Below are 25,955 nucleotides of genomic sequence, written 5' to 3'. Positions count from 1 at the left end.
CGCCCGCCCGCCTGGCTGGTTGTCCGCCCGACTGCCGGGCTGTCTGGCTGTTCGGCCGTTTCGCCGCCGCGCCCCCAGCCAGTCGGCCAGGCGGGCGGGCGTGTGGTCAGGGGGTGTGCTTGCCCGTCCCGGCGATGAGCGAGGAGGCCGCCGAGCGGGGAGGGGTGTCAGCCTTCGCGACCGGGGAGCATCGCCAGGGCCTTCGAGCGCTGTGCGACGAGATCGTCGTAGGTGCCGTCGCGCTCGGCCCAACGGTGCATGAGGACGCCTTTCACCAGGATTTCGTGCGGGGTGGGGTTCGCTGAGAGCAGGTGCATGACCTCGGTGGCGAAGTCGTCGAGCGGCAGCGCGTGCGGGTTGACCTTTTCCTGGCCCGCTGTGGCGACGGCCGGGGGGACGAGCTCGACGACGTCGACCCCGCTGTCGGCGAGCTGCGCGCGCAGTGCCTCGGAGTAGGCGTGCACGGCGGCCTTCGAGGCGGCGTAGCTGGGCATGGGCGGGAACGGCAGGAAGGCGATGCCGGAGGTGACGGTGATGAAGGTGCCGGCGCCCCGAGAAACCAGGTGCGGGGTGAAGGCGTCGATGACCCGGATGGTGCCGACCAGGTTGGTGTCGATCGTCGCCTCTGCCGCCCCGAAGTGCGCAGGGTCGCGCAGGTCTTCCAGGAGCATGAGACCCGACATCGTCACCACCGTGTCCAGCTCGGGGTAACGGGCGAGCACGGCGTCGCGAACGGAGGCGACAGAGGTGCCGTCCGTGACGTCGACGCTGAACGTGCCGAAACCTTCCCCGGCGAGCTCCGACAGGGCTTCGGTGCTGCGACCGCCAACGGCCACGGTGCTGCCGGCCGCGGCGAACCGCCGGGCCAGTTCCCGCCCGATACCCGAGGTTCCGCCGACGATGAGAACTGTGCGGTTGGAGAGATCCATGAGATCTTCCCTTCAATTCAGAGGGCGCCGACGTGTGAACTCGCGGCGCGAACAGTGATGCTCGCTGTCCTTCTCAAAACAGGGCGATCACAGTCTTGACGGATCCGGCTGGATGTGGCAGAGCCCCCGTTATCCCAGGTCCTACCAGGGCCCCTCTGCGGGACGCGTACCGCATTACCGTGGTGACCATGAGGGATGAGGAACCTGGCGACGGCCACCGGCTGGGCAGCTACCTTCGTGCCCGGCGCGAGCTGGTCTCACCGGCGCAGGTCGGGCTCCCGACCGGCGGCAGGCGCCGCGTGCCCGGCCTGCGACGTGAGGAAGTCGCCCTGCTCGCCGGCATCAGCCCCGACTACTACCTGCGCCTGGAACGGGGCCGCGACAAGAACCCCTCACCGCAGGTCCTCGAATCGCTCGCGCGCGTCCTGCAGCTCGACGACATCGAGCGGACGTATCTGCTCGACCTCGCGGCAGCGCGCCCCAGGGCGCCGCGCCGTAAGCGGTCCGAGCACGTACCGGCACGGGTGTATGAGCTGCTCGCCCACCTTCAGATCCCCGCGTTCGTCGAGGGACGCGCGTTCGACGTGCTGGCCTCCAACCCCATGGCCGTGGCGCTCTCGCCCCGTCTGCGCCCCGGTCAGAACCGGCTTCGTTCGCTCCTCCTCGATCCCGAGGAACAAGCCTTCCACCAGGACTGGACGAAGGCCACCGCCGACTTCATCGCCACCCTTCGCACCACCATCGGCGACGACATCGACAATCCGCGGTTCGTCGAACTGGTCGGCGAACTCGCTCTGTCCAGTCAGCGGTTCCGCACCCTGTGGGCCCGGCACGACGTCCGCAGTCTCGACGGCGGCACGACCACGGTCCACCACCCGGTCGTCGGTGAACTACGCCTGCACCGGGACAAACTCCCCATCGGTGACGTCATCCTGGTCGTCTACTACCCCGACAAGGACAGCGACAGTGACGAGAAACTGCGGCTCCTTGCGGCACTCGCACACACCGAGACCGCCGCTGCCGGCCAGACGCGGGTGGGGCAGCCCGACGCGTCGTCGGACCGCCCCACCCGTTCAAAGAGCTGATCAGAAGCCGAGTACGCCCCGCCCGCCGACCACGGGCAGTCGCAGCTCGCTGTCGTTCGGCGCGACCCGCAGCTCGGTGCCGCCCAACGGCAGGAGGGTGTACTCCTGGTCGCTGGAGAAGACGACCACGCCGATCCGGTGCCCCGCCGGGAAGATGTAGTCCTTCGGTTCCATGGTCCACCGGTAGTCGTACAGCTTGCCCTGCTTGACCGGCTGGGTGCGCTCAGCGCTCTTGCGGTTCTGCGGGTCCATCCAGCCTCGCGTCACCACGGTTGGGGTGGCGGTCGATCCGGTCGGGCCGTAGTCGACAAGGTACGCGGTGAGGTTCGCGTCCGGCTTGTTGTCGATCGCCATCCGCAGCCGCATCTCCGGCCGCCCTGAGATGCGCACGCTCTGCGTCAGCTCGGGGGAGCGGTAGGCGAGTCGGTTGGCGCTCGCGGTGTCCGGGTTGGACACCAGGGTGTCCGGGTGGATGGTCCGGCCCTCGTCGACGAAGCTCTGTTCGACAGTGGCCTTCGGCGGCTTGCCGGTGGTGAGCGCGCCGGGTGCGGTGGCGTCGGTGGCGGCGAACCGCAGGCCGACCTCGCGCGCGGCGGGGTCGGGCCAGTTGGCGTACGTGGTGTAGGCGCGGTCCTCGCGCTGGAGCACCGCGGTCGGCTCGTCCATGATGCCGTTGCGCACGTTCCACAGCCAGAAGTCGAACCAGCGGTTCTCGGTCTGCTTGTACGTCCACGTCTGGCCGTCCGGCAGGGTCACCGACGCGTTGCTGCCCGGCCCACCGTGCCCGCCCTGGTGTAGCCAGATCTTGCGCGGCACGTCGCGCTTGGCGAGCTGGTCCCACCAGCCGGCGAAGTGCTCGGTCTTCACGTTCCAGTCGTTGAGGCCGTGCACGACGAAGACGCTGGCCTTGACGTCGCGGGCGTCGAGGTAGTCGCGGTCCTGCCAGAACTTCGAGTAGTCGCCGGTGACCCGGTCCTGCTTCTCGGTGATCTCCGCGAGCTCGTCGGCGCAGGCCCCCTCGGCGCGTGCCTGCCCGGCGGTGTACTGGGCCAGGATGTCGAGGTCCTCGCCCTGGAACGTTCCGGGCGCGACGACGAGGCCGTTGGCCCGGTAGTAGTCGTACCAGCTGCTGATCGCGGAGACCGGCACGATGGTCTTGAGCCCCTTGACGCCCGTGGTGGCGACCTGGTTGGGCAGCGTCCCGTTGTAGGAGACACCGGTCATGCCGACCGCGCCGGTGGTCCAGCCGGCGGTGACCGGGGCGCCGTTCACGTCGTACGCCTTCGCCCGGCCGTTGAGCCAGTCGATGACCGCCTTGGTGCCGAGCGTCTCGGCCTGGTCTCCGCTGGTCGGGCAGCCGTCCGAGTCGCCGGTGCCGACGCTCTGACCCAGCACCACCGCGTAGCCGCGGGGCACGTAGTAGTCGTCCAGCGAGCCGGGGAGGTTGGCCTTTGCCTGGGCCCGTTGTGCGCCGGCGTCGAGCGCGCGACGCCTGGAGCGGTCGGTGCGGCCGTTCTGCGGTAGGTCGTCGACCAGCACGCTCGGGTAGGGCACGTCACCCCAGGTGCCCTTGCGGTACGGGCTGTGCTCGAAGATGACCGGCACCTTGAAGCCCTGTGTGGCGGTCTCGCGGGGGCGGGAGATGTCGATCGCCACCCGGTCGGGTCGACCGTCGTGGTCGGTGTCCACCGGGGTCTGGACGAACACCCGTTCCTCGATGGCGTCGGCGAGCGAGAACACCGGTTGGGTCATGCCGTCGCTGACCACGATGCCGGTGGGCGTTGTGGGCGGGGGCGGAGCCGCAGCCGCTGGTGGGGCTGCGCCGAGCACCAGAGCGCCGGACACGCCGACGCTCAGGAGTGCCAGATGACGGGGTCGACGCATGCGCGTCTCCCTTCGGTTGGGCTGGTTGCCGGGGTCGGCAGGAGCCGATCGAAGATCCATTCGTCGTCATGCTAGGTCCGCGGCGGCGTCCCGTCGATCCCCCTGCGACGTCCACGGTGGTCGGTCAGGGGGTCGGTGGCGTCACCGCGATGATCAGATGGGCGCGCTGGTCGCTGGCGTTGCGGTAGAGGTGCGCCAGGCGCGAGTCGAAGGTGACCGACTCGCCGGCGGTGAGGGTGTACGACTCACCGCCGATCTCGGCGACGACCTCACCGGTGATGACGATCGCGCACTCGGTCGACGGGTGCGCCCACGGCTCCGCGGAGCTGGCGTCGCCGGGCGCGAGGTGGGCTTGGAGCACCTCCAGGTCGCCCCGGCCGGGGGTGAGTCGTTCGTAGGTGATCTGGCCGGGTGGCGCGGCCAGTCTGGTCCGGGCGCCGACGCGGCTGACGTGTACCGGTGGCGCCTCGGGCTCGGAGAACAGCTCCGCGATCGAGGTGTCGAAGACCTGGGCGAGCTTTCGCAGGGTGGAGAGGCTGGGGTCGGTGGCGCCGTTCTCGATCTGGCTGAGCAGGGCGGGGGACACGTCGGCGGCTGTGGCGAGCTGGCGCAGCGTGAGGGAGTGCTGCTGACGCAGGTCGCGGAGTCGGTCACCGAGCATGGGTCCTCGTTCCAAATACAGTGTGGCTGAATCTTGATTGACCAAACTATACGGCCCTGTTTAGGATCACTAAACATCAGGCGGCAACGTTCACTAGCAGCGAACAAGCTGTGTTGAGACGCGAACCGGACGCCTGGCCGCCCGGTCTACATCCAACCCCGAGACGACGCCCCCGAGAAGCCCGCGACGCCGTCATCCCATCGGCCCGGCCGATGTGTGGCGTCGCCCGCCGGGACGTCGACACCCCGCGGATCCCGCTCGGCGGGCCGCGCGATACGAAGGTAGGAACAGCATGTCGGTGTCCCCCCGCCGGCTCCTCGCCGGAGCGTCCGCTCTGGCGACGCTGGCCGTCCTCTCCGTCAGCGCCTGTAGCGCCGGCGGCAGCGGTGGAAACGCGAACGGTACGGCGAAGACCCTCACCGTGAACACCTCGTTCGTGCTCAAGACCCTCGACCCCGGACGGGTCTACGAGGCAACCGGTCTGACCGCCGTGCACGCCCTCTACGACACCCTGCTCACCTTCAGGGGCTCGGACGTGAGCAAGCCGGTCCCCGCGCTGGCCGAGTCGTACCAGGCGTCGCCGGACGCCAAGACGTTCACCTTCAAGCTCCGGCAGGGCGTGACGTTCGCCGACGGCAGCCCGCTCACCGCCGACGACGTCGTCTTCTCGCTCAACCGGTTGAAGAACATCAAGGGCAGCCCCGCGGTCACCGTCAGCGGCCTGACCGTGACCAAGACCGACGACAGCACCGTGGTGGTCGCCTCTGCCACCCCCGACCCGAACATCCCGGTGGTGCTGTCGATGCCGTCGACCGCGGTGCTCAACTCCAAGGTCGCCAAGGAACACGGCGCCCGCGACGGCGCCGACGCCGCCCAGGGTGACACCGCGCAGCAGTACCTGGACACCAACTCCGTCGGCAGCGGCCCGTACCTGCTGAAGTCCTACGACCCCTCGTCGCAGGTGGTGCTGGAGGCCAACCCGAAGTACTGGGGCACGAAGCCGCAGTTCTCCCGGGTGGTGCTGCGCAACATGGATGTGCAGACCCAGAAGCTGACCATGCAGCGCGCCGAGGCCGCCGAGATCTCCCTGGACATCTCCGGCAAGCTCCTCGACGGACTGTCGGGCAGCCTGCAAACCTCCGGGGTGCAGGACACCGTCTACTTCCTCTTCCTCAACGCCGACCCGGGCGTCTCCGCGGTCACCTCGAACCTGAAGTTCAACCAGGCCCTGCGCGCCGCCATCGACTACCAGGGAATCGCCGCCCTGTACGGCAAGGGCGCCGCCCCCGGCGCCGGGCTGGTCGCGCCCGCCTTCCCGGGCGCGCTGCCGGCCGGCGAGGAGTCCAAGCGGGACGTGGCCCGGGCCAAGGCGCTGCTCACCGGGGCCGGCCTGACCAACCCGACGGTCAAGTTCAGCTACCCGGCCATCACCTACAAGGGGGTGGACCTCGGCACGGTGGCCACCAAGGTGCAGGGCGACGCCGCCGAAGCCGGTATCAAGCTGGAGCTCAACCCGCAGCCGTTGACCACCTTCCTCGACGAGATGCGCGGCGGGAAGTCACCTCTCGGATTCACCCCGCAGAGCCTGAACTACCCGGTCGCCGACTCGCTGATCAACAACATGGCGCCGGGGCAGGCGACCGCGCTGCGCTCCGGCTGGACGGTCGAGCGGGCCGACCCGGCCGTGGTGGCCGCCGGCAAGAAGGTCACGGAGACCCTCGATCTGGCCGGCCGGGCCACCGCCATGCAGGAGTGGCAGCGACTGATGAACGCGTCGTCGCCGTACCTCGTGCTGGCCAGCAACTCCTCCATCGTGGTGGCGACCGCCGACCTGACCGGAGCGGACTACACCGCCGCCGGTTGGCAGGTGGACGTCGCCGCGGTCGGCCGCAAGTAGTCCCGACGACATGACGACAGTCCACGACGGTGAGCCGGGCACGGTCGCCACGACCGCGTCCCGGCCCCGGGGTGCCCACCCGCTGCTGATCTTCCTGGCCAAGCGGGTGGCGGTCACCGCCGGCCTGCTGTTGGGCGTCACCGTGGTGACGTTCGGCCTGGTCAACGTGGTCCCCGGTGACCCGGTGACCGCGAACCTCTCCGACCAGGCGCTGAACGACCCCGCCGCGGTGGCCGCCTTCCGCGAGAAGTGGGGTCTGGACCAGCCGCTCTGGGCCCAGTACCTGCACTACCTGGGCAACCTGCTGCACGGCGACCTGGGCCACTCCCAGCAGACCGGCCGCGCCGTCCTGGACGACCTGCTGCACTACGTGCCGGCGACCCTGGAGCTGGCCCTGCCGAGCATGGTGCTGGCGCTGCTCATCGGCACCGGGATCGGCATGCTCGCGGCCGTCCGCAACGGCCGGCTCACCGACCAGCTCGTTCGGGTCGGCGCCCTGCTCGGGCTCTCCACTCCGCCGTTCTGGCTGTCGCTCGTGGTGCTCTACGTCTTCTTCTACCAGCTCGGCCTGGCGCCCAGCGGCGGGCGGCTCTCCACCGACTTCAGCCCGCCGCCCACGGTCACCGGCATGTACACCGTCGATGGCGCGCTCGCCGGGCAGTGGGACGTCGCCTGGGACGCCGCCCAGCACCTGTCCCTGCCGGTGCTGGTGCTGACCTCGCTGACCGTGGCGATGCTGGTCCGCTTCGTCCGCTCCGCGATGCTCGAGGTGCTCCAGCAGGACTACATCCGGGCCGCGTACGCCAAGGGTCTGCCGACCCGGGTGGTGCTGCGTCGGCACCTGCTGCGCGCCGGCCTCGTCCCGGTGGTCACCGTCTCCGGCCTGGCGTTCGCCTCGCTGCTCTCCGGGACGGTGCTGGTCGAGAGCATCTTCGGCTGGCCCGGCGTCGGCCAGTACGCGTACCGCAGCGCCACGGCGCTGGACCTGCCCGCGATCCTCGGCGTCAGCCTGTTCGTGGCACTGGTCTACACGCTGGTCAACCTGACCGTCGACCTGCTGTACGGGCTCATCGATCCGAGGATCCGGTTGTCATGACGACACTCGCAGACCCGAAGGCGGAGCGGGCCCTGGGCCGACGCCGCTGGCTCGGCCGACTACGCGGCGGCTCGGCCAGCCGACCGGTCTGGCGTCAGCCGATCACCGTGGTGGCGTTGACCATCCTCGGTGGATGGCTGCTGCTGGCGTTGCTCGCCGACGTTCTCGCACCGTACGACCCGTTGGCGCAGAGCGCCGACACGTACGCCTCGCCCTCCGGGGCGCACTGGTTCGGCACCGACTCGCTCGGCCGGGACATCCTCAGCCGAGTCATCCACGGCGCCCGCCTGTCCATCCCGCTGGCCCTGGCCATCGTCTCGCTGGCCCTGCTGGTCGGCGGGCTGCTCGGGTTGGCCGCCGGCTACATCGGCCGGTTCGTCGACGAGGCGCTGATGCGCCTGACCGACCTGGTGTTCGCGTTCCCGCAGATCATCCTGGCCATGGCGGTCACGGCGGCGTTCGGCCCGAACACCCGCAACGCCGTGCTGGCCCTGGTCATCGTCTCCTGGCCGGTCTACGCACGGGTGATCCGCAGCGCCGTGCTGAGCATGCGCGGCGACGACTACCTCAACGCCGCCCGCCTGCTCGGCGTCGGGCCGATCCGGGCGTTGCGCCGCGACGTGCTGCCGAACAGCATCGGCCCGGCGATCGTGCTGGCCACCCTGGAGTTGGGCAACGCGGTGCTGCTGCTCGCCGCGTTGTCGTTCCTCGGCCTGGGCCCCCGCCCACCGGCCGCCGAGTGGGGCTCGATGGTGGCCCTCGGCGCGCAGGACCTGTCGATGTGGTGGGTCAGCGTCTTTCCCGGCCTCGCCATCCTCACCGTGGTGATGGCGTTCAACGTGCTCGGCGACGCGCTGCGCGACCGGCTCGACCCCCGCTACACGAAGGGACGCTGAGGTGGCACCGCTGCTCGACGTCGACTCCCTGGCCGTCACCCTGCCCTCGCCGCGTGGCCCGCTGCCGATCCTGCACGACGTGTCGTTGACCGTCGACGAGGGCGAACTGGTCGGCATCGCGGGGGAGAGCGGCTGCGGCAAGAGCCTCACCGCGCAGACCCTGCTCGGGTTGCTGCCCCCGGGCGCGGCGGTCACCGGCTCGGCCCGGTACGCCGGCACCGAACTGCTGGGCCTGGACCCCCGGGGCTGGCAGCGGGTCCGCGGCGCCGGCATCGCAATGGTCTTCCAGGACCCCAGCGCGGCCCTGCACCCGATGCTCAGCGTCGGGCGGCAGCTCACCGAACACATGCGGGTGCACCTGCGGATGGACCGGCGAGCTGCCGTCCGCCGCGCGGTGGAGCTGCTCGACCAGGTCCGCATCCCGGACCCGGAGCGGGCGCTGCGCGCCTACCCGCACCAGTTCTCCGGCGGGATGCGGCAGCGGGTCGCCATCGCCATCGCCCTGGCCGCCCGGCCCCGACTGCTGATCGCCGACGAACCGACGACAGCCCTCGACGTCACAGTGCAGGCCGGGATCCTCGCCCTGTTGGAACGGCTGCGCGCCGAGACCGGGCTGGCCGTCGCGTTCATCACCCACGACCTCGGGGTGCTCAGCGCCCTCACCACCCGTGGCTACATCTTCTACGCCGGGCGGGTCGTCGAGACCGGCCCGACGGGCGCGCTGCTCACCGCCCCCACCCACCCGTACACGGCCGCGCTGCTCGGCGCCCGACCGCACGGCACCCAGACCGGCGGGACGTTGCGGCCCATCCCGGGTGCTCCGCCGGCGCCCGGCGAGGCCCCGCCGGGCTGCCCGTTCCACCCCCGGTGCGGGTACGCCGAACCGTCCTGCGGCACCGCCCCGCCCCCACTCACCCCCGCCGGTGCCGACCGGTCGGTGGCCTGCGTGGTCCGCCCGCACCTGGAGGTGGCCGCGTGAACACCACAGCGCCCGCGCGACTGTCCTTCACCGACGTCGAGGTCGAGTACCGCTCCCGGGGGCGTGCTCGGGTGCGGGCGGTCGCCGGGGTCAGTCTGGAGGTGTCGCCCGGCCAGATCGTCGGGCTGGTCGGCGAGTCCGGGTGCGGCAAGTCCTCGTTGGCCCGCGTCGCGGTCGGGCTCAGCGCACCGAGCGCCGGCACCGTCCGGTACGCCGACCGACCGGTCACCCCGCTGGGCTGGCGGCGCAGGTCCGGTGCCGAGGTCGCTCTCCAGATGGTCTTCCAGAACCCGTACGCCTCGCTGAATCCCCGGCGCACCATCGGCTCCCAACTGCTCGACGGCGTGCCGGCGGAGGTAACCGGGGCGGCCCGACGGGCCCGGGTGCACGAGCTGCTCGAACGGGTGGCCATGCCGGCCAGCGCCGCCCAGCGGTATCCGCACCAGTTCTCCGGCGGTCAACGGCAGCGCCTGGCGATCGCCCGCGCACTCGCCCCGGAACCCCGGATGATCATCGCGGACGAACCGGTCACCGCGTTGGACGCCTCGTCCCAGGCGCAGGTGGTCAACCTGCTCGTCGGGCTGGTCCGCGACCTCGACATGGGCATGCTCTTCATCTCCCACGACCTGGCGTTGGTGCACGAGATCGCCGACGTGACCGCCGTGATGTACCTGGGCCGGATCGTCGAAGCGGCACCCACCCGCGAGCTGTGGCGCGAGCCCCGACACCCGTACACCCGGGCGTTGATCGACGCGGTGCCGCAGATCGGGCCCACCGCGCGCCTGCCCGCCATCCTCGCCGGGGAGGTGCCCGACCCGGCCAACGCGCCCACCGGGTGCCGTTTCCGGCCGCGCTGCCCGCACGCGTTCGCGCCCTGCGGGGAGCAGCCGCCCACCGTAGACCTGGGCGGCCGCAGCGTCGCCTGCTGGCTCACCGACTCTGCCGCGGCCCCGACCGTCGCGCGCTCACTCTGAGGACGCAACATGCGCATGCCCACCGAACAGGTCCTGGTCAACCTCGCCCTCTACGACGGTGTCGAGGACGCCCTCCAACCGGATCGCGGTATCTGGATCGACGCCAACGGGATGATCCGGGCCGTCGGTCAGGTCGACGACGTCCTCGCCGAGACCGGTGCCGCCCCGGTGGTCGACCTGGGCGGCGAGCACGTCATGCCCGGTCTGACCAACATGCACGTACACCTCTCGCTGGGGTTGCCCGGCCACCTCGCCGACACGGTGCACGGCTCCAACCTGGCCGAGCTGGTGCTGCTGATGGCCGACTCCGCCCGGCGCACCCTGCACTCCGGTGTCACCACCGCCCGACTCGTGGGGGAGAGCCGGTACGCGGACTTCGCCCTACGCCGGGGGATCGAGGCCGGCGCGGTCGACGGCCCGCGCATCTTCACCGCCGGGCACGCGCTCTGCTGCACCGGCGGGCACGGCTGGGACGCTGACGCCCTGGAGGCCGACGGCGCGGACGGGTTCCGGCGGGCCACCCGCGAACAGTTGCGCGCCGGCGCCGACCTGATCAAGGTCTGCATCTCCGGTGGGATCGCCGGCCAGCACGAGGCGATCGACACCCCGCAGCTGCTCGACGACGAGATGGCCGCGGTCATCCGGGTCGCGCACGACTGGGGGCGCAAGGTCACCGCGCACGCCGGCCCGGCCGACTCGGTCCGCCGTGCCGTGGAGCTGGGCCTCGACTGCGTCGAGCACGGCTACGAGCTGACCGACGACGTCACGCGCCTGATGGCCGAGCGGGGTGTCTGGTACGTGCCGACGATCGTGGTGAGCCGCTGCGAGCAGTTCTTCCGCGACTCCGGGGTGCCGGGCTGGCTGATGGACCGGGCCCTCGCGGCCGGCCCCCGGCACTGGGAGAGCCTCCAGCACGCCATCCGCAACGGTGTGCCGATCGCCCTGGGCAGCGACATGCCGCCGCACGCCGGCTACGACGAGACCACCGCGACCATCCGCGAGCTGGAGTTCATGGTGGACGCGGGGATGCCCGTCGCGGACGCGCTCAAGGCCGCCACCACCCGCCCCGCGCAGTGGCTGGGGCAGGCCGACACCCTCGGCACCGTCGAGGCCGGCAAGCACGCCGACCTGCTGGTGCTGCGCGACGACCCGACCCGCTCGGTGTCGGCGTTGCGCACCCTGCACGCGGTGCTCAAGGGCGGGGTGGCGTACCGCGACGACCACGGCCGGCTCGGCGTACCGCGATGACCAGCATCACCGAGGTCGCCGACGGGTACCTCGACGCGCTGGCCGAGTTGGACCCGCAGGCGGCCGAGGCGGTGGGGCGTACCCCTGGGTCGCAGGTCCCGGACCTCTCGCCGGACGGCTTCGACGCCCGTGCGGAGCTGGCCCGACGCACCGCGACGGTCGCGGCGGCGGCGACCACCCACGACCCCGGCGAGCGGTCCCTGGCCGACGCCCTGCGCGACCGGCTGGCCAGTGAGGTCGACCTGTACGACGCGGGGTTCACCACCCGACTGCTCGCCCCGCTGGCCACGCCGGTGCACCTGCTCCGGCAGATCTTCGACAACCTGCCCCGGGACACCGAGGACGACTGGGCGGTGGTCGCCGACCATCTGCGCCAGGTGCCCGAGGCCCTGGACCGGTACGCCGCGACGCTGCGCCGGTCGGCGCAACGCGGACAGCTCGTCGCCCGCCGCCAGGTGCTGGTGGTCGCCGACCAGTGCACGGCCTGGACCACCGCCGACTTCTACGGGCGGTTGGTGAGTGGATATCGGGGTGGTCCGTTGACCGGGCACCTGGACCGGGGCGGCCGGTCGGCCACCGAGGCCACCGCTGGCTTCGCCGCGTTCCTCCGGGCCGAGCTGGCGCCCGCCGCGTCTGACGTGGACGGTGTCGGCGGCGACCTCTACCGGGTCACCGCCCGCAGCTTCCTCGGCGCGACCGTCGACCTCGACGAGGTGTACGCGTACGGCTGGGCGGAGTTGGACCGCACCGCCACCGAGCTGCGGACCGTCGCGGGCGAGCTGGGCCATTCCCGGGTGGCTGCCGCGCGGGCGGCCCTGGACGCCGACCCGGCGGGTCGGGTGTCGGCCGGGCCTGCCCTGGAGGAGTGGCTGCACCAGCGCACCGAGCGGCTGACCGACGCGCTCGACGGCACCCACTTCGACATCCCGGCCGTCCTGCGGCGGGTGGTGTGCCGGATCAGCCCCGCCACGTCCGGCGTCATGTACTACACGCCTCCCGACCCGGCGTTGACCCGTCCCGGCGCGATCTGGTGGTCGGTGCCCTCGGGTGAGGCGACGGTGCCGGTGTGGCGGCATGTCGGCACGCTGTGCCACGAGGGGTTGCCCGGTCACCACCTCCAGCACGCCGTCACCCTGACCACCGCGAATCTGCACCCGTGGCAGCGCAACCTCTGCCAGGTGCACGGGTACGCCGAAGGATGGGCGCACTACGCCGAGCGTCTCGCCGACGAGATCGGCCTGTACGCCGGCGGTGCTGAGCGGCTCGGCATGCTCGACGGTCAGATGTGGCGGGCCGCCCGCGTGGTCATCGACCTGGGCCTGCACCTCGGGCTGCCGATCCCGGCCGGCAACGGGTTCACCGAGGAACGCCGCTGGACGCCCGCGCTCGCGGTGGATGTCCTCACCCGCGTCGCCGGCCTGGACGCCGAGACCGCGCGCTTCGAGGTCGACCGGTATCTCGGTTGGCCGGCGCAGGCCCTGGCCTTCAAGGTCGGTGCGCGGTTGTGGCAGCAGGCCCGTCGGGACGTCGAACGGCGCGAGGGCGCGGCGTTCGACCGGAAACGCTTCCACCACACCGCGTTGGCGCTCGGACCCATGGGACTGGATCCGCTCCGCGCCCGCCTGGCCGACCTGTCCTGACCGCCGCACCCGATCGGAAGTGACCGCCGATGAGCGATGAGCTCGCCACCACCATCACCGACCTGTACCGGTCCCTCGGCGACCGGTCCGCCTTCGACGCGCACCTGCACCCCGACCTGACCTTCTGGGAGTCCGACGCCGACGACCTGCTGTCCGGCCTGCCCGCGCTGGACGGCCTGCGGGACCGGCGGGCGACCCGGGCGACGGGGCCGGCGCCGGTCTCGGTGGCGCCGGAACACCTGCGTACCGACGCCTGGGGCGACACCGGTCTGGTCCGCTACGTGCTGCGGGCCCGCTTCGCGGACGACCGGCCGGACGAGTGTTTCCGGGTGACCGACGTGCTGCGTCGTGAGGACGGCTCCTGGCGCATCGTGCACCACCACGCGGAGGCCGTGCGATGAGCGCCGAGGAACCCACCACCGACCTGTACGACCTGCGGGTCGTGGTGGAGCGGATCGAGGGGCGCTCGGTGTGCGGCCTGAAGCCGGGCGACCACATCGACCTGACCGGCTCCAACCGGCTCACCATCCCGGCCGGGGGGCACTTCTGCCTCTACGCCCTGGCGGCGTGCCTGCCGCTGCTGCCGGCGAAGCAGCGGGAGCTGGCCGAGGGCGACTGGATGGCCCGGGACAGCCACGTCGCCTGTCCGGACCCGGATGAGCGGGTCATCATGCGCATCGAACGGACCGGCCTTCAGCGCATCCCCACCGAGGAGTTGACGTGAGCGCTGGGCTGGTCGGCATCGGCCTACAGTCCGACAAGTCCGCTGACGAGTACGCGGAGCTGGCCGAACTGACCGAGCGGCACGGCTTCGACGTGCTGTCGGTCTTCGGTGACCTGATGTACCAGCCGCCGATCTTTCCGCTGCTGGTGGCGGCCCGGCACACCCGGCGGATCCGGCTGGGCGCGGCGTGCCTCAACCCGTTCACCATGCACCCGGTGGAGGTCGCCGGTCAGGTGGCCGCGCTGGACCTGGCGTCGCGGGGCCGGGCCTACCTGGGCCTGGCCCGGGGCACCTGGCTTAACGAGATCGGTGTGCCGCAGGTCCGTCCGATCCGGCGCATCGTCGAGACGGTCGCGGTCGTGCGGTTGCTGCTGGCCGGTGACGACAGCGGCTTCCAGGGTGGGGAGTTCACCGTGGCGCCGGGCACGTCGCTGCGGTACACGCCGGCCCGAGCCGACGTGTCGGTTCTCGTCGGCACCTGGGGGCGGCAGACCGCGCGGGCGGCGGCCGGTTTCGCCGGCGAGGTGAAGGTCGGCGGGTCGGCCAACCCGGCGATGGCCCGGATGATGCGCGCCTGGCTGGACGACGCAGCGGCCGCGGACCGGGACCGCACTGATGTCGTGCTCGGCGCGGTCACCGTCGTCGACGAGGACGGCGTCCTGGCACGTCGGGTGGCGCGCCGGGAGGTGGCCATGTACCTGGCGGTGGTCGCCGCCCTCGACCCGACGATCGAGGTGGACCCGGAGCTGCTGGCCCGGATCCAGCAGCACGTGGGCTGTCGGGAGGACGACCTCGCCGGCGCGCTGATCGGTGACGACCTGCTCGACCTGTTCGCCTTCTCCGGCACACCCGAGCAGGTCGCGGGGCAGGCCGCGGCGGTGTTCGACGCCGGGGCGGGTCGGGTGGAGTTCGGCACCCCGCACGGGTTGACGCCGTACGGGGGGATTGATCTGCTCGGCCGGCGGGTGCTCCCGCTGTTACGCGGGTGAAAACTCCTCGTCAAAGGCTCTCGAAGATCCCGAGTTCGCGCATATGATCTTGCGGGAAGTCGCCCGAAGAGGCGCTTTCGTCCACATAAGACGAGGAGCAACATGCTCAGGAAAACGCGGTGGCTGTTGGCCGTCGCCGTAACGGCCACAACACTGACCGCCCTACCGGGCGGCGCTGCCACGGCCGGACCCAGCAACATCGGTCAGGCCGGCGCACCCGCGGCCAGGGCCGACGGGAGGACGCACACCGTCACCCTGCTGACCGGGGACGTGGTGACCGTGCGGGACACCGGATCGGGCTGCCCGCAGGCCACGGTGCGGCCGGCGGACGAGAACGCGGTGATCCGCCAAAGCTGCGGCCCCGACGGCCACCTGCACGTCATCCCCGCCCGCGTCGCGTCCCAGATCGGCTCGGTCCTCGACCCCGACCTCTTCGACGTCACCGCGCTGATCGCCGACGGGTACGACGACGCGAACACCTCGCAGTTGCCGCTCATCGTGCAGCCGGCCACCGCGTCGGCCCGGGTGGCCGCGCTGGGAGACGTGCTGCCGCTGCCCAGCATCGGCGCGGTCGCCGGCCGCGTACCCAAGAAGGGCCCGGCCACCGCGAAGCTGGCGACGAACTCGCTGCTCGCCGGTGCGAAGAAGGTCTGGCTCGACCGCAAGGTCCGCGCCACCGCGCTGACCGGCGGCAAGCACGCCGACCTCGACCGCAACCTGGAGCAGATCGCCGCCCCCGACGCCTGGAAGGCCGGCTACACCGGCAAGGGGACCACCGTCGCGGTGCTCGACACCGGTGCCGACTTCACCCACCCGGACCTGGTCGGCCGGGTCGCCGACCGGGCCGACTTCACCGCCGAGGGCGGTGACGCCGTCGACCACAACGGCCACGGTACGCACGTCGCCTCGACCATCGCCGGCACCGGCGCGGCCGCCCAGGGCCAGCGTCGCGGCGTGGCGCCGGACGCCAAGCTGGTGATCGGCAAGGTCCTCGACGACCACGGCTCCGGCGAGGACTCCGGCATCATCGCCGGCATGGAGTGGGCCGCCGCCCGGGCCGACGTCATCAACATGAGCCTCGGCGGCAGCGACCCGGACGACGGCAACGACCCTCTCTCGCTCGCCGTCGACGGTCTGAGCAAGTCCACCGGCGTCCTCTTCGTCATCGCCGCCGGCAACAGCGGCGGCGCGATCTCCTCGCCCGGCTCCGCCGCCAGCGCGCTGACCGTCGGCGCGGTCGACCGTCACGACGGACTCGCCGACTTCTCCAGCCGCGGACCGCTGGTCACCAGCCACGTGGCGAAGCCGGAACTGGTCGCGCCCGGTGTCGACATCGTCGCCGCCCGGGCCGCCGGCACCAACCTGCAGGACCCGATCGACGAGCACTACGAGGCGATCAGCGGCACCTCGATGGCCAGCCCGCACGTGGCGGGCGCCGCCGCGCTCCTCGCCCAGCGGCACCCGGACTGGACCGGCGAGCAGCTCAAGGCCGCACTCGTCGGCGCCGCCGACCCGCTGACCGGTGTCGACGCGTACGCCGTCGGGGCCGGCCGGCTCAACGCGGCGCGGGCCCTCGGCGGCCCGACCAGCAACCAGCCGGTGGTCAACGTCGGCACGTTCGCGTACCCGCAGTCCGGGACCAGCGAGACGAAGCTGAGCTGGACCGGTGCGGCGACCCCGGCGACGACGCACCTCGACCTCGACGTGTCGATCGTCAACCACGACGGCCAGCCGGTGCCGCGCGGCGCGGCGTCGCTCTCGACGAGCCGGGTGACGCTCAAGCGGGGCTCCACCGCCGGTACGACGGTGCGGATCAACCGTGCGGCGCTGGCCGCCCGGCCGGGCTTCTACCTGGCCACCGTCACCGCCCGCGGTCCCGGCCGCAAGCTGGTCTCGACCACCCCGGTGAGCTTCTACGTCGAGCAGCCCAGCTACGACCTGACCATCCAGACGAAGCCGTTGTCCGGCCTGAAGGACGGCGCGGAGAGCTGGATCAACCTGTTGGTCACCAACCTCAGCGACCCGGTGATCTACTACGACGGCGCGGGCGGTACGCCCGGAGACACCTTCACGCTGCGGGTACCGGCGGGCCGGTACGCGGTCCTCGGCTCCTCGATCGCCTACTACGTCGACAGCGACGTGCTGGAGACGACGCTCGCGGCCGAAGCCGACCTGGATGTGCGTGGCGCCCGAAGCGTGACGCTCGACCCGGCGCGGGCCAAGCCGGTGACGGCGACGGTCGACGGGGTGCCCGCCACACCCACCAAGACCGACCTCACCAACGTCCAGACCGCGCCGAACGGGCTGTCCTGGTGGCACCAGGTCAGCGGGTACGGGTCCCAGACCACGGTCCGCACCACCGCGATGCCGAAACCCACTGTCGGGTCCCGGCGCAACTGGGCGGCCGTCAACCTGGACTCGCCGGCCGGCACCGCCAAGCCGTACCGCTACAACCTGGTGCACGAGTACGCGGACGGCGTACCGGCCGACCCCGCCTTCCGGGTGAGCAAGGCCGAGCAGGCGAAGCTCGCCCGGATCGAGGAGCGGTTCCACCAGGCCGACTCGGAGGGGATGGTCACCCAACTGATCCGCAGCGGCCTCACCCCGGACGGGGCGCTGGTGACGCAGACCCACGAGGGGAACCTGCCGCCGAACCGCACCGACTACCTCTCGCCCGGGTTCCTCTGGGCGGACGAGGGAGTCTACGGTGGCCTGTCGGCCCAGGAGGCACCCCGCAGCTACCAGCCGGGCAGTCAGCAGTCCAAGATCTGGGCGCGGCAGCCGCTGCACTCCGGCTTCTACGACGACCCGGCCGGCGCCACCTGGAGTTGCGCCACCGCACCGTCGCGGACCAGGGGCAACCTGCACATCGACCTGGTGTCGCTGACGGATCAGCATCAGCGGGCGGACTGCCTCCAGGGCACCTCGATCGGCGTGAACCGCAAGCTGTCGCTGTACCGCAACGGCAAGCTGATCGAGGAACGGGACCGGCCGCTCGCCGACTTCACGGTGCCGCAGCAACTGGCGGACTACCGGCTGACCCTCGACGTCGACACGAGCCTGATCCTGCCGATCTCCACCAAGGTCAACACCTCGTGGACGTTCCGGTCGGCTGGGCCGGACGGGACCGCAAGCGTGCCGTTGCCGCTGCTCGCTCTGGACTACGCGTTGCCGATGGACACCAACAACCACGCCACCGGCGGCACTGCCGAGTTGGCCGTCCGGCAGGCGCACGGGGTCAAGGCGCAGAAGGTGACGTCGTTCCAGGTCTGGACCTCGACCAACGACGGTGCCACCTGGACGTCGGCCCGGGTCACCAACAGCGGCGACAGCTACCGGGTCGCGCTGCCGAAGGCCGCCGCCGGGCAGGCCGTCTCGCTGCGGGTGAAGGCCGCCGCCAACGGCGGTAGCGGCATCGACCAGACCATCATCCGGGCGTACCACGCCGGCTGATGGTCACTCCGCTGGTGCGGCCCAGCCCCCGACCGGGCCGCACCAGCACCCCGCCGCATCAAGCGGGCGCACGGCGACGTGGCCGGACCGTCACTGGCCCTCCCAGACCGCCTTCGCCCCGGAGTCGCCGGTGCGGAACACGTAATACACGGTGACGGCCGCGGCCACCAGCGACAGCACCTGCAACGCCGGGGTCAGCAGCCGGGGGCGCGCACCCTCGGCGGGACGCGGCGGGACGAGCCGGACCAGTGCCAGGGCCACCACCCCCAACCCGATGCTGGCGTAGAGCGTGATGTCGCCGTACTCCTGGTGCGCCTCCAGCTTGGGGAGGAACTCGGGGGTGACCCGGTTGGCGGCGCGCATCCGCTCGAGGAAGGCGTCGCCGGAGAGCTTGCTCAGCAGGGCGGCGACCGGTGCACCCACGGCGAGCAGCCCCAGCACCCACCGGGTGTGCGGCCGGATCGGCGGGACGAGGGCGTAACCGACCGTCAGCAGGGCCAGCAGGGGCACGAACACGACCGCGGCGTGCAGCAGCAGAGGGTGGGCCGGGATGCCCATGAACTCCTCGAACATCGGCGTCTCCTCCGGTGACATCGGCCTGGACGTTGATCGTCCACGGAGGGACGCTATCGGTACCACGCGGGCGTGTCATCCCCTTCGATCGCTCACCTGTGGCAACGCAGCGCGGCCAGGGCGACGGCGTCCGCCATCGCCTGCATGCCCTTGTCGTTCGGGTGGAGGTGATCCCCGCCGTCGAAGACCGGCAGGAGCGCCTGCCTGTCGTACGGACTGCGAGTGATCGTGTCGAAGTCGACCACGGCGTCGAACACGCCGCTGTGCCGGATCCAGTCGTTCACACCCTGGCGCACGGTCTCACCGGCGACGTCGTACTCGTACCAGCCCTTGTACGCCATGACCGTGGCCCCGACGACACACGTGCCCGCCGCGTGCGCCCGGTCGGCCAACTGCCGATAACCCGTGGTCAGGTCGTCCACGGTGACGCCGGTGTGGGCCTTGAGGTCGTTGATGCCCTCGAACACGAACACCGTGCCGACCCCCGGTTGGGCGAGCACGTCCCGGTCGAAGCGGCGCAGCGCGGCCTCCCCAGCACCGTCCGCCAGCACCTTGTTGCCGGAGATGCCGGCGTTGGCCACCCCCTTGACCGGGCTGTCGGTAGCGGCCTGCAGCCGCCGGGACAGGTAGTCCGGCCAGCGGCGGTTCCGGTCGGTGCTGGAGGCCCACCCGTCGGTGATCGAGTCGCCGAGGACCGCTACCGAGCTGATCGCCGTGGACGTCTGCACGCTGACGGCGTCCAGCCAGTACCAGGAGGTCATCGGGTCGGTCCAACTGGTCGCCGCCTCCTCGGCGGCGTGATCACCCGCCGCCGCGTACGACGTCTGCATGGCCATCCCGTGCCCGCTCGTCGGGCCCTGCGCGCCGGTCACGTAGAGGCTGACGACGAGATCGCTCTGGGCGGCCACCTTGCCGGGCAGCGGATCACTGAGGACCGTCTCGCCGGCCGGCACCGTGACCGAGGGCTGGCCGCCGAACGTCAGTCGCCGGTTGCTGCCCCGGATCAGCTCCGCACCCTGCCGCTGCAACCCCGCGTACGCGCTGGCGAAGGTGACCGGATGGTCGCCGAAGGCGTTGGTCAACCGAATCCGCAGGGCGGCCCCACCCACGCTGGTGCGAACGACGAGCCGGTAGCTGCGTTCGGCCGGCCCGGCGCCCTGCCGGTCGGCGCTGGCGGCCCAGGTGACTGCGAAGTGCCGGCCCGCGCCAGCCGCCGGTTCGGGCGGCGTGTGCGCCTGCGCCGCCGACGCGACCAGGGGTACGCAGAGCAGCGCCGCGACGGCGGCGGCCACCCCGCGCCGGGGGAACCCGGCCCGCATCAGAGGTTCCTCAGGGTGACCGACTCACCGGTGCGAAGGGTCACCTGACGCGACCGGCCGTTGGCCAGCACCGTCGTGCTGCGGCCGCCGACGCTCGTCAACCGGGCCTGGGTGACCCTGCCATCGCGCCAGCTGACGTCGGCGGTGAAACCACCGCGTACGCCCACCCCGGCCACCGAACCGGCGGCGGCCCACGCGGCGGGCAGCGCGGGCAGCAGCTCGACGTGGCCGGGTCGGGAGTAGACCAGCATCTCGACGATCGCGGCGGGGGTGCCGAGGTTCGCGTCGATCTGGAAGATCCCCCGACCCGGGTTCGTCTCGTAGATGTCGAAGAGGTTCATGGCGCTGCCGTTGCTGCCGTTCGCGGACGGCCTCAGGTTGTTGACGATGAGCTGGTAGGCCTTCTCCGCGTCCTTCAGTCGGGCCCAGCACAGGCTGCGCCACGCGTTGGCCCAGCCGAAGCTGTTCATGCCGCGTGCGTCGAGCAGCGCGGTCGCGCCGGCGACGATCTCGGTGGGGGTGGAGCCGTCCGGGCGGATCCGGTCGCCGGGAAACAAGCCGATCAGGGGGGAGAGGTGCCGGTGGGTGGTCTCACCGAGATTGTCGGGTGACATCCACTCCTGCAACCAGCCGGAGGTGGGGCTGACCTCGGGCAGGTAGAGGCGCTTGCGGAGGCCGTCGATGGTCCGGGCATAGGCGGTGTCCCGGCCGAGCACCTGGGTCGCGCTGCGGTAGTTCTCGAAGAGGTTCCACACCAACTCCTGGGAGTAGGTGTTGCCCCGGGTGTCCTGCGGCCCGTGTTCGGCCGACCAGTCCCGATCGGCGACCAGCACCTCGCGTGCGACGCCGGACGCGTCGGTGACGGTCGCGGTGACGAGCCGGGTCTCCCAGAACTCCACGGCACCCTTGATGACCGGGTAGATCTTCGCCAGGTAGGCGCGGTCCTGGGTGTACTCATAGTGCTCGAACAGGTTCTGGCAGAGCCACGCGTTGCCGCTCGGGTGCCACCACCAGCCGCTTCCGCCGTACGGGTTGGTGGAGAAGGCGACGGCCCACCCGGCGATCCTGCCGCTGGTGTTGCGGAACCGGTTGGTCGAGGTGTTGAAGAGCCGCTGGGTGATGTCGGTCCAGACCGGCAACTGCGCAACGCAGTAGTCCGCGAACGCGTCGAAGGTGTCGGTGAGGCCGGCCCGGTCGGCCGGCCAGTAGGTCATCTGGATGTTGACGTCGCTGTGGTAGTCGCCCATCCAGTCGGGGTCGTTGCCGTCCAGCCACGGACCCTGTAGTCCGATGGGCAGACTGCCCCGCGACCCGGAGATCATCAGGTAGCGGCCGAACTGGAGGTACCCGGCCTCCAGCTCCGGGTCGGGCACGTTGTCGCGCCAGCGCGCCTGCACCCGCTCCCAGGTGTCCAGGCCGCGCTGGGCGGCGGACGACGTGCCGAGGTCGATGGCGAACCGTTCGAACGCCGGGCGGACGTCGGCGACGTGGGTGTGCAGCAGCTCGCGGACGGATTCGCGGGCCGCCGCGAGGACCTTGTCCCGGGCCAGCCGTTCCGGCTGCACCGACGGGTCGCGGAAGCCGGTGGCGGCGGTCGGCGCGTAGTCGGTGCCGCCGCTGACGATGACGGTGAGGTCACGGCAGTCGGTGAACGAGATCGACGTGCCGGTCACCGCGATCGTCCCGGTGCCGCTGTGGGCGGTGACGGCGGCGCCGTAGCGCAGCCCGTTGGCGAAGGACGCGCCGAACGACGCGTACCGGCCGGTGGGGTCGGCGGTGGTGGCCTCGCCATGGGTGCCGGCCAGGGAGATCGCGCCGGTGTACGTGCCACCGCCCTGCTGGGAGAAGTGCAGGACGATGACGTCGTCCGGACGGCTGGCGAAGATCTCCCGCCGGTAGCCGACCCCACCGATGTCGTACGCGGTGGTGACCAGGCCCTGCGTCAGGTCCAGGGTGCGGCGGTAGGCGTCGACCGCGCCGAGGTCGTGCCCGGGGATGTCGACGGTGAGCGTGGCCAGCATGGTGAGCGAGCCGAAGTCCTCCCGCCCGTAGGGGAACTGGCCGTCGCTGTCGAGCGTGTCGTTGCGACCACCGGTCCACAGCGTCGCGTCGGTGACGGTCAGGAGTTCGCGGGACGGGTCGTTGCTCGCGAGCGCGCCGAGTCGGCCGTTGCCCACCGGCAGGCCCTGCTCGATCATCGAGGTGGCGGAGCCGGGCGCCTGCCACCAGAGCTGGTTCTTCGCGGCGACGTTCGGGGCGAGCATCGGCGATGCGGTGGGACGCCGGGGTGCGGGCGTGGCGGCGAAGGCGGGCAGGCCACCGAGTGCGGTGACCGCGCCGGAGGCGGCGGCCAGCGCGAGGAAGCCGCGACGGCTGGGGTGGTTGTCGCGCGGTTCGGTGCGGGTATCCATGTCGGGTTCTCCAACCTGGGCGTTCGGCGGATGCGCGCGTCGGCGCGGCCCGGCGGTCGTGCGCCGGGCCGCGCCGGGCACGTCAGAGGGTCTGCGGTACGGCGATCCGGTCGATGTCGGGGGAGTACCAGGTGCCGCTGTCGAAGGTGATGGTGTTGACGCCGGCCTTCAGCGCCAGCTGCACGCTGACCGTCTCGACGGTGCCCCAGTCACCCGTGGAGGGGAACTTCAGGTAGGTGCCGTTGCCGCCGTTGGCGGAGACGTGCACCGACCGCACGTCACCGCTGACGTAGGAGACGGCGACGGTGTAGATGCCGTCTCTGCGTACGGTGACGTCGTTGAACCGCACCGTGCCGCCGGCGTAGAGGTTGCCGACCTTCTGACCACCGGAGCAGGCGTCGCAACCCCCGACCGAAGCGTTGCCGGTCAGGGTGTTGGCCGCAGCCTCGGCCTCGTAGCTGGTCGAGGCGAGCGCGGTGCCCGGTCGTACGGTGAACAGCCGCGAGCCGTGCGCGGGCAGCGCCGCGGTGATGGCGTTCTTCTTCTTCCCGAGGTCGAGGCGGTTCCACACGTCCCGAACCGTGGCGTTGCCGGTGAACCCGAACGACGCCCAGTGCGCGGTGACGGACGCGGGCGCGTCGCCGAGGTTGAACAGCGCGACGGTGTAGGTGCCGTCCGGGTTCTTCGCACCCCAGACCTGCTGGTCACCGGCGGGGGTGACCGGCCGGGCGGGCGGACCGCCGTTCTGGTCGATGGCGATGACCTCGCGGTTGGTCAGCAACGACAACCCGTAGTCGTCGAGGCGGGTGAGGTCGTCCCCGGTGTACAGCGGCGACTTCGAGATCGCCCACAGCGTCGCGTACGACTGGCGCTCAGCCCTGGTGAGGCCGTCCATCTCGCCGTTGCCCACGTTGAGCGAGTCGAGGTCGTTCCACCCGCCGGGGCCGGCCTTGCGGCTCCAGGCCGGCGCGTCGTCGAACCGGTCGTCGACCGAGTTTTCCCAGCTGACCAGGGTGTGGCAGTAGCACTCGACGTCGGTGTCGATCCGCCACCCGTTGGAGTACCGCTTCCAGTCGGCGGCGTGGTTGATGTCGAGCGACCAGGACAGTTCGAGGTGGATCGGGCGGCCGGCGGCGGCGATGGCCTGCTGCCAGGCGGCCACGTCGGCCACGTTGTCGTAGTTGTCACCGGACTTGAACGAGCCCGGGCCGACCCCGTCGAGCTTGAGGAAGTCGTAACCCCAGTCGGCGAACAACTGCGCCTGTGAGTCGATGTACTTCTGCGCGCAGAGGTTGTCGAAGTTCAGCTTGTACGCGCTGTCCCAGCCGTTGGTGGTGCGCAGGTCCGGGTAGACGATGTCTGCGGTGGTGCAGTCGGGGGCGTCCCAGATGGGCGCGGCGCCATTGGCGTACGCCTCCTTCTCCAGACCGACGGGCAGGTAGATGCCGGCCTTCAGCCCCTTGCCGTGGATGTGCTCGGCGACGACCTGCATACCGCGCGGGAACCGCACCGGGTCGGGCGTCTGCCGGGCGTACTGGTCGAACCTCGGCACCCAGTCGTTGTTCCGCCACCACCCGGCGTCGATGTTGACGTACTCGTAGCCGTACGGCTTCAGTTTCGTGGCGAGGGCGTCCGCCTGCTTGAGGACGTTGGCCTCGGTGAGGTAGCTGTAGTCGCCGTCGGGGTTCAGACCCGGGTACTTCGAGGACTGCATGGTCCAGCTGGTCCACCCCATGAAGGGGCGCTGCGCGAGGCCCGCCGGGGCCTGCCCGGGGGCGGCCTGGGTTGGGGCGGCCTGGGCCGGGACGGCGCCCGCGCCGAGTAGCGCGGCCAGTGCCACCGCGACGAGGGGTACGCCGGTGCGGGGTCGTCTGCGCGGGGTTGTCGGTGACGGCATGGTCAACCTCCTGATGGCACGGTGGGTCGAATCGAGCGTTATGGACGGCGGGTGGCCGGGATGACGCCGGGTCAGGGGACGACGAGCGACTGGATGCTCACCGCCGCCGCTCCGCGGGCCCACTCCTCGAAGGGCAACGGGCGGATCGAGAGGGGGCACCGCGCGGCGGCGCCGAAGGCCTGCCGTTCGAAGCTGGTGCGGATGTGGCTGTCGAACAGGTCGTAGGCGGCCAGCCCTTCCCCGGATACGACGATGCGGGTGGGGCCGACCAGGTTCGCGACGGCCGCGATGGCGCAACCGATCGCGCCGCCCGCGCGGGTGAAGACCCTCCGCACCTCCTCGTGGCCTGCGCGTGCCAGGCCCACCGCCTCGGCGATGGTGAGGTCGGGGCGGCCGGTGCGGTGGCGGGCCTGCGCCACGATGGCGTCGGTGCCGGCGATCGACTCGACGCAGCCGCGACCGCCGCAGTGGCAGTCTGGGCCGGTGGCGTCGACGGTGAGGTGGCCGATCTCGCCGGCCACCCCGTGTGAGCCGGAGACCAGGCGGCCGTTGACGACGAGGCCACAGCCGATGCCGGTGCCGACGGTGACCAGGGCGAATGACTCGGCGCCCACCCCCTCGCCGAACCAGTGTTCGGCGGCGGTGAGCGCCTTGACGTCGTTCTCCACTGTGACGGTGAGACCGGTGCGCTGGGCGGCGAGTCGGCCCAGCGGCACGTCCCGCCAGTGCAGGAACGGCGAGTAGCGCACCAGGCCGGTGCTGCGGTCGATGTCGCCGGAGAGGGCCAACCCGAGCCGGTGGACCCGGGTCCGGTCGCCGGGGAACGCGCCGAACAGGTCGTCGGTGAGCCGGCCGACCTCGGTGAGGACCGCGTCGACGTCGGGGTCGTCCAACGGACGGCGGGCGCTGGCCTGGACCTGCGCGCGCAGGTCGCAGACCACGCCGATCACCTCGTCGGCGGTGATCTTCACGCCGAGGAAGAATTCGCGTTCGGCGCGGACCGCGAGAGGGCTGGCGGGGCGTCCGGCGCCCGGCCCGGAGCGTTCGGTGGCGGCCAGTTCGTGCAGGTAACCCAGGTCGATGAGGGGCCGGGCGGCCTTGGTGACGGCGGCGGAGGAGAGCCCGAGCCGGCGGGCGAGCGCGACCCGACTCACCGGCCCCTCGGTCAGCACCGTCGTGAAGATCGCCGTCGCCGCCGGCGGTCCGGAGAACGCACCGGCGTCGATCTCAGGAAACATGGACGAAATCTAAGGCGAATATTTAACTTCTTCAAGTATTGATTTGCCTCAGTGTTCCGTCC

The 25,955-nt window shown here is 71.5% G+C and carries 20 protein-coding genes; 12 read left to right on the top strand and 8 right to left on the bottom strand.

All coding sequences use genetic code 11. The features are described from left to right. Positions 1-167: 167 nt before the first annotated feature. Positions 168-929, bottom strand: coding sequence for an SDR family oxidoreductase (locus tag DLJ59_RS14090; RefSeq protein WP_124772964.1), 762 nt, complete (start codon positions 927-929; stop codon positions 168-170). Positions 930-1,117: 188 nt separating this feature from the next. Between DLJ59_RS14090 and DLJ59_RS14085 the strand changes: the two genes are divergently transcribed. Then, positions 1,118-2,014: a helix-turn-helix transcriptional regulator gene (locus DLJ59_RS14085; RefSeq protein WP_124772963.1), complete on the top strand. Its 897-nt coding sequence runs from the start codon at positions 1,118-1,120 to the stop codon at positions 2,012-2,014. Here the strand turns inward: DLJ59_RS14085 and DLJ59_RS14080 are convergent, their stop codons facing one another. Both DLJ59_RS14080 and DLJ59_RS14075 read right to left on the bottom strand, forming a co-directional pair. Then, a complete protein-coding gene (locus DLJ59_RS14080; protein WP_124772962.1) occupies positions 2,015-3,898 on the bottom strand; it encodes a Xaa-Pro dipeptidyl-peptidase in 1,884 nt (627 codons plus the stop codon). It lies immediately after the preceding gene. A 124-nt stretch (positions 3,899-4,022) separates the two neighbouring features. Continuing rightward, entirely contained in the window at positions 4,023-4,559 is a 537-nt protein-coding gene (locus DLJ59_RS14075; RefSeq protein ID WP_124772961.1) for a helix-turn-helix domain-containing protein, read from the bottom strand. A 292-nt stretch (positions 4,560-4,851) separates the two neighbouring features. Here DLJ59_RS14075 and DLJ59_RS14070 point away from each other — a divergent pair, with 292 nt between their 5' ends. The 11 genes from DLJ59_RS14070 to DLJ59_RS14020 all read left to right on the top strand — a co-directional run bounded on the left by DLJ59_RS14070 (position 4,852) and on the right by DLJ59_RS14020 (position 18,455). Continuing rightward, complete coding sequence (locus DLJ59_RS14070) at positions 4,852-6,456, top strand: ABC transporter substrate-binding protein (RefSeq protein ID WP_124772960.1); 1,605 nt, start codon at positions 4,852-4,854, stop codon at positions 6,454-6,456. A gap of 10 nt (positions 6,457-6,466) precedes the next feature. Then, on the top strand, positions 6,467-7,552 hold the full coding sequence (locus DLJ59_RS14065) for an ABC transporter permease (protein ID WP_208648686.1): 1,086 nt from the start codon (positions 6,467-6,469) through the stop codon (positions 7,550-7,552). Continuing rightward, positions 7,549-8,448 (top strand): ABC transporter permease, encoded by a 900-nt coding sequence (locus DLJ59_RS14060; protein WP_124772959.1) that lies wholly within the window; start codon positions 7,549-7,551, stop codon positions 8,446-8,448. Before DLJ59_RS14065 ends, DLJ59_RS14060 begins: the two co-directional genes overlap by 4 nt. 1 nt (position 8,449) lies before the next feature. Further along, a complete protein-coding gene (locus DLJ59_RS14055) occupies positions 8,450-9,427 on the top strand; it encodes an ABC transporter ATP-binding protein (protein ID WP_124772958.1) in 978 nt (325 codons plus the stop codon). Continuing rightward, positions 9,424-10,401: an ABC transporter ATP-binding protein gene (locus tag DLJ59_RS14050; protein ID WP_124772957.1), complete on the top strand. Its 978-nt coding sequence runs from the start codon at positions 9,424-9,426 to the stop codon at positions 10,399-10,401. The genes DLJ59_RS14055 and DLJ59_RS14050 overlap by 4 nt, the downstream gene beginning before the upstream one ends. 9 nt (positions 10,402-10,410) lie before the next feature. Beyond that, positions 10,411-11,649, top strand: coding sequence for an amidohydrolase family protein (locus tag DLJ59_RS14045; RefSeq protein ID WP_124772956.1), 1,239 nt, complete (start codon positions 10,411-10,413; stop codon positions 11,647-11,649). Beyond that, positions 11,646-13,289 carry a DUF885 domain-containing protein gene (locus tag DLJ59_RS14040; protein WP_124772955.1) on the top strand — a complete coding sequence of 548 codons (1,644 nt, stop codon included), beginning with the start codon at positions 11,646-11,648 and terminating at the stop codon, positions 13,287-13,289. The genes DLJ59_RS14045 and DLJ59_RS14040 overlap by 4 nt, the downstream gene beginning before the upstream one ends. Before the next feature lie 29 nt (positions 13,290-13,318). Beyond that, positions 13,319-13,690 (top strand): nuclear transport factor 2 family protein, encoded by a 372-nt coding sequence (locus DLJ59_RS14035; RefSeq protein WP_124772954.1) that lies wholly within the window; start codon positions 13,319-13,321, stop codon positions 13,688-13,690. Further along, the gene (locus tag DLJ59_RS14030) at positions 13,687-14,013 is read left to right on the top strand and encodes a TIGR04076 family protein (RefSeq protein ID WP_124772953.1); all 327 of its coding nucleotides are present in this window, start codon (positions 13,687-13,689) and stop codon (positions 14,011-14,013) included. The genes DLJ59_RS14035 and DLJ59_RS14030 overlap by 4 nt, the downstream gene beginning before the upstream one ends. Further along, positions 14,010-15,002: an LLM class flavin-dependent oxidoreductase gene (locus DLJ59_RS14025; RefSeq protein WP_208648685.1), complete on the top strand. Its 993-nt coding sequence runs from the start codon at positions 14,010-14,012 to the stop codon at positions 15,000-15,002. The genes DLJ59_RS14030 and DLJ59_RS14025 overlap by 4 nt, the downstream gene beginning before the upstream one ends. 102 nt (positions 15,003-15,104) lie before the next feature. Then, positions 15,105-18,455 (top strand): S8 family peptidase, encoded by a 3,351-nt coding sequence (locus DLJ59_RS14020; protein ID WP_124772952.1) that lies wholly within the window; start codon positions 15,105-15,107, stop codon positions 18,453-18,455. A 90-nt stretch (positions 18,456-18,545) separates the two neighbouring features. Here DLJ59_RS14020 and DLJ59_RS14015 read toward each other — a convergent pair whose 3' ends face one another. The 5 genes from DLJ59_RS14015 to DLJ59_RS13995 form a co-directional block, all read right to left on the bottom strand. Beyond that, the gene (locus DLJ59_RS14015) at positions 18,546-19,028 is read right to left on the bottom strand and encodes a DUF2231 domain-containing protein (RefSeq protein ID WP_124772951.1); all 483 of its coding nucleotides are present in this window, start codon (positions 19,026-19,028) and stop codon (positions 18,546-18,548) included. 92 nt (positions 19,029-19,120) lie between these two features. Beyond that, positions 19,121-20,347 carry an SGNH/GDSL hydrolase family protein gene (locus tag DLJ59_RS14010; protein WP_124772950.1) on the bottom strand — a complete coding sequence of 409 codons (1,227 nt, stop codon included), beginning with the start codon at positions 20,345-20,347 and terminating at the stop codon, positions 19,121-19,123. Next, entirely contained in the window at positions 20,347-22,758 is a 2,412-nt protein-coding gene (locus DLJ59_RS14005) for a glycosyl hydrolase family 95 catalytic domain-containing protein (protein WP_124772949.1), read from the bottom strand. The genes DLJ59_RS14010 and DLJ59_RS14005 overlap by 1 nt, the downstream gene beginning before the upstream one ends. 82 nt (positions 22,759-22,840) lie before the next feature. Beyond that, complete coding sequence (locus DLJ59_RS14000; RefSeq protein WP_124772948.1) at positions 22,841-24,655, bottom strand: alpha-galactosidase D; 1,815 nt, start codon at positions 24,653-24,655, stop codon at positions 22,841-22,843. Positions 24,656-24,726: 71 nt separating this feature from the next. Then, positions 24,727-25,893, bottom strand: coding sequence for an ROK family transcriptional regulator (locus DLJ59_RS13995; protein WP_124772947.1), 1,167 nt, complete (start codon positions 25,891-25,893; stop codon positions 24,727-24,729). Positions 25,894-25,955: the final 62 nt, after the last annotated feature.

It is taken from the genome of Micromonospora inaquosa (assembly GCF_003857055.1).
Classification (GTDB): domain Bacteria; phylum Actinomycetota; class Actinomycetes; order Mycobacteriales; family Micromonosporaceae; genus Micromonospora; species Micromonospora inaquosa.
This window is presented reverse-complemented; position numbering and strand designations above follow the sequence as displayed.

What these genes read in the sequence shown, in the direction of transcription:
- DLJ59_RS14015 (WP_124772951.1), bottom strand. Translation starts at nt 19,028, where the DNA reads ATGTTCGAGGAGTTCATGGGCATCCCGGCCCACCCTCTGCTGCTGCAC.
- DLJ59_RS14010 (WP_124772950.1), bottom strand. Translation starts at nt 20,347, where the DNA reads ATGCGGGCCGGGTTCCCCCGGCGCGGGGTGGCCGCCGCCGTCGCGGCG.
- DLJ59_RS14070 (WP_124772960.1), top strand. Translation starts at nt 4,852, where the DNA reads ATGTCGGTGTCCCCCCGCCGGCTCCTCGCCGGAGCGTCCGCTCTGGCG.
- DLJ59_RS14030 (WP_124772953.1), top strand. Translation starts at nt 13,687, where the DNA reads ATGAGCGCCGAGGAACCCACCACCGACCTGTACGACCTGCGGGTCGTG.
- DLJ59_RS14065 (WP_208648686.1), top strand. Translation starts at nt 6,467, where the DNA reads ATGACGACAGTCCACGACGGTGAGCCGGGCACGGTCGCCACGACCGCG.
- DLJ59_RS14035 (WP_124772954.1), top strand. Translation starts at nt 13,319, where the DNA reads ATGAGCGATGAGCTCGCCACCACCATCACCGACCTGTACCGGTCCCTC.
- DLJ59_RS13995 (WP_124772947.1), bottom strand. Translation starts at nt 25,893, where the DNA reads ATGTTTCCTGAGATCGACGCCGGTGCGTTCTCCGGACCGCCGGCGGCG.
- DLJ59_RS14085 (WP_124772963.1), top strand. Translation starts at nt 1,118, where the DNA reads ATGAGGGATGAGGAACCTGGCGACGGCCACCGGCTGGGCAGCTACCTT.
- DLJ59_RS14080 (WP_124772962.1), bottom strand. Translation starts at nt 3,898, where the DNA reads ATGCGTCGACCCCGTCATCTGGCACTCCTGAGCGTCGGCGTGTCCGGC.
- DLJ59_RS14090 (WP_124772964.1), bottom strand. Translation starts at nt 929, where the DNA reads ATGGATCTCTCCAACCGCACAGTTCTCATCGTCGGCGGAACCTCGGGT.
- DLJ59_RS14005 (WP_124772949.1), bottom strand. Translation starts at nt 22,758, where the DNA reads ATGGATACCCGCACCGAACCGCGCGACAACCACCCCAGCCGTCGCGGC.
- DLJ59_RS14020 (WP_124772952.1), top strand. Translation starts at nt 15,105, where the DNA reads ATGCTCAGGAAAACGCGGTGGCTGTTGGCCGTCGCCGTAACGGCCACA.
- DLJ59_RS14000 (WP_124772948.1), bottom strand. Translation starts at nt 24,655, where the DNA reads ATGCCGTCACCGACAACCCCGCGCAGACGACCCCGCACCGGCGTACCC.
- DLJ59_RS14060 (WP_124772959.1), top strand. Translation starts at nt 7,549, where the DNA reads ATGACGACACTCGCAGACCCGAAGGCGGAGCGGGCCCTGGGCCGACGC.
- DLJ59_RS14040 (WP_124772955.1), top strand. Translation starts at nt 11,646, where the DNA reads ATGACCAGCATCACCGAGGTCGCCGACGGGTACCTCGACGCGCTGGCC.
- DLJ59_RS14075 (WP_124772961.1), bottom strand. Translation starts at nt 4,559, where the DNA reads ATGCTCGGTGACCGACTCCGCGACCTGCGTCAGCAGCACTCCCTCACG.
- DLJ59_RS14045 (WP_124772956.1), top strand. Translation starts at nt 10,411, where the DNA reads ATGCGCATGCCCACCGAACAGGTCCTGGTCAACCTCGCCCTCTACGAC.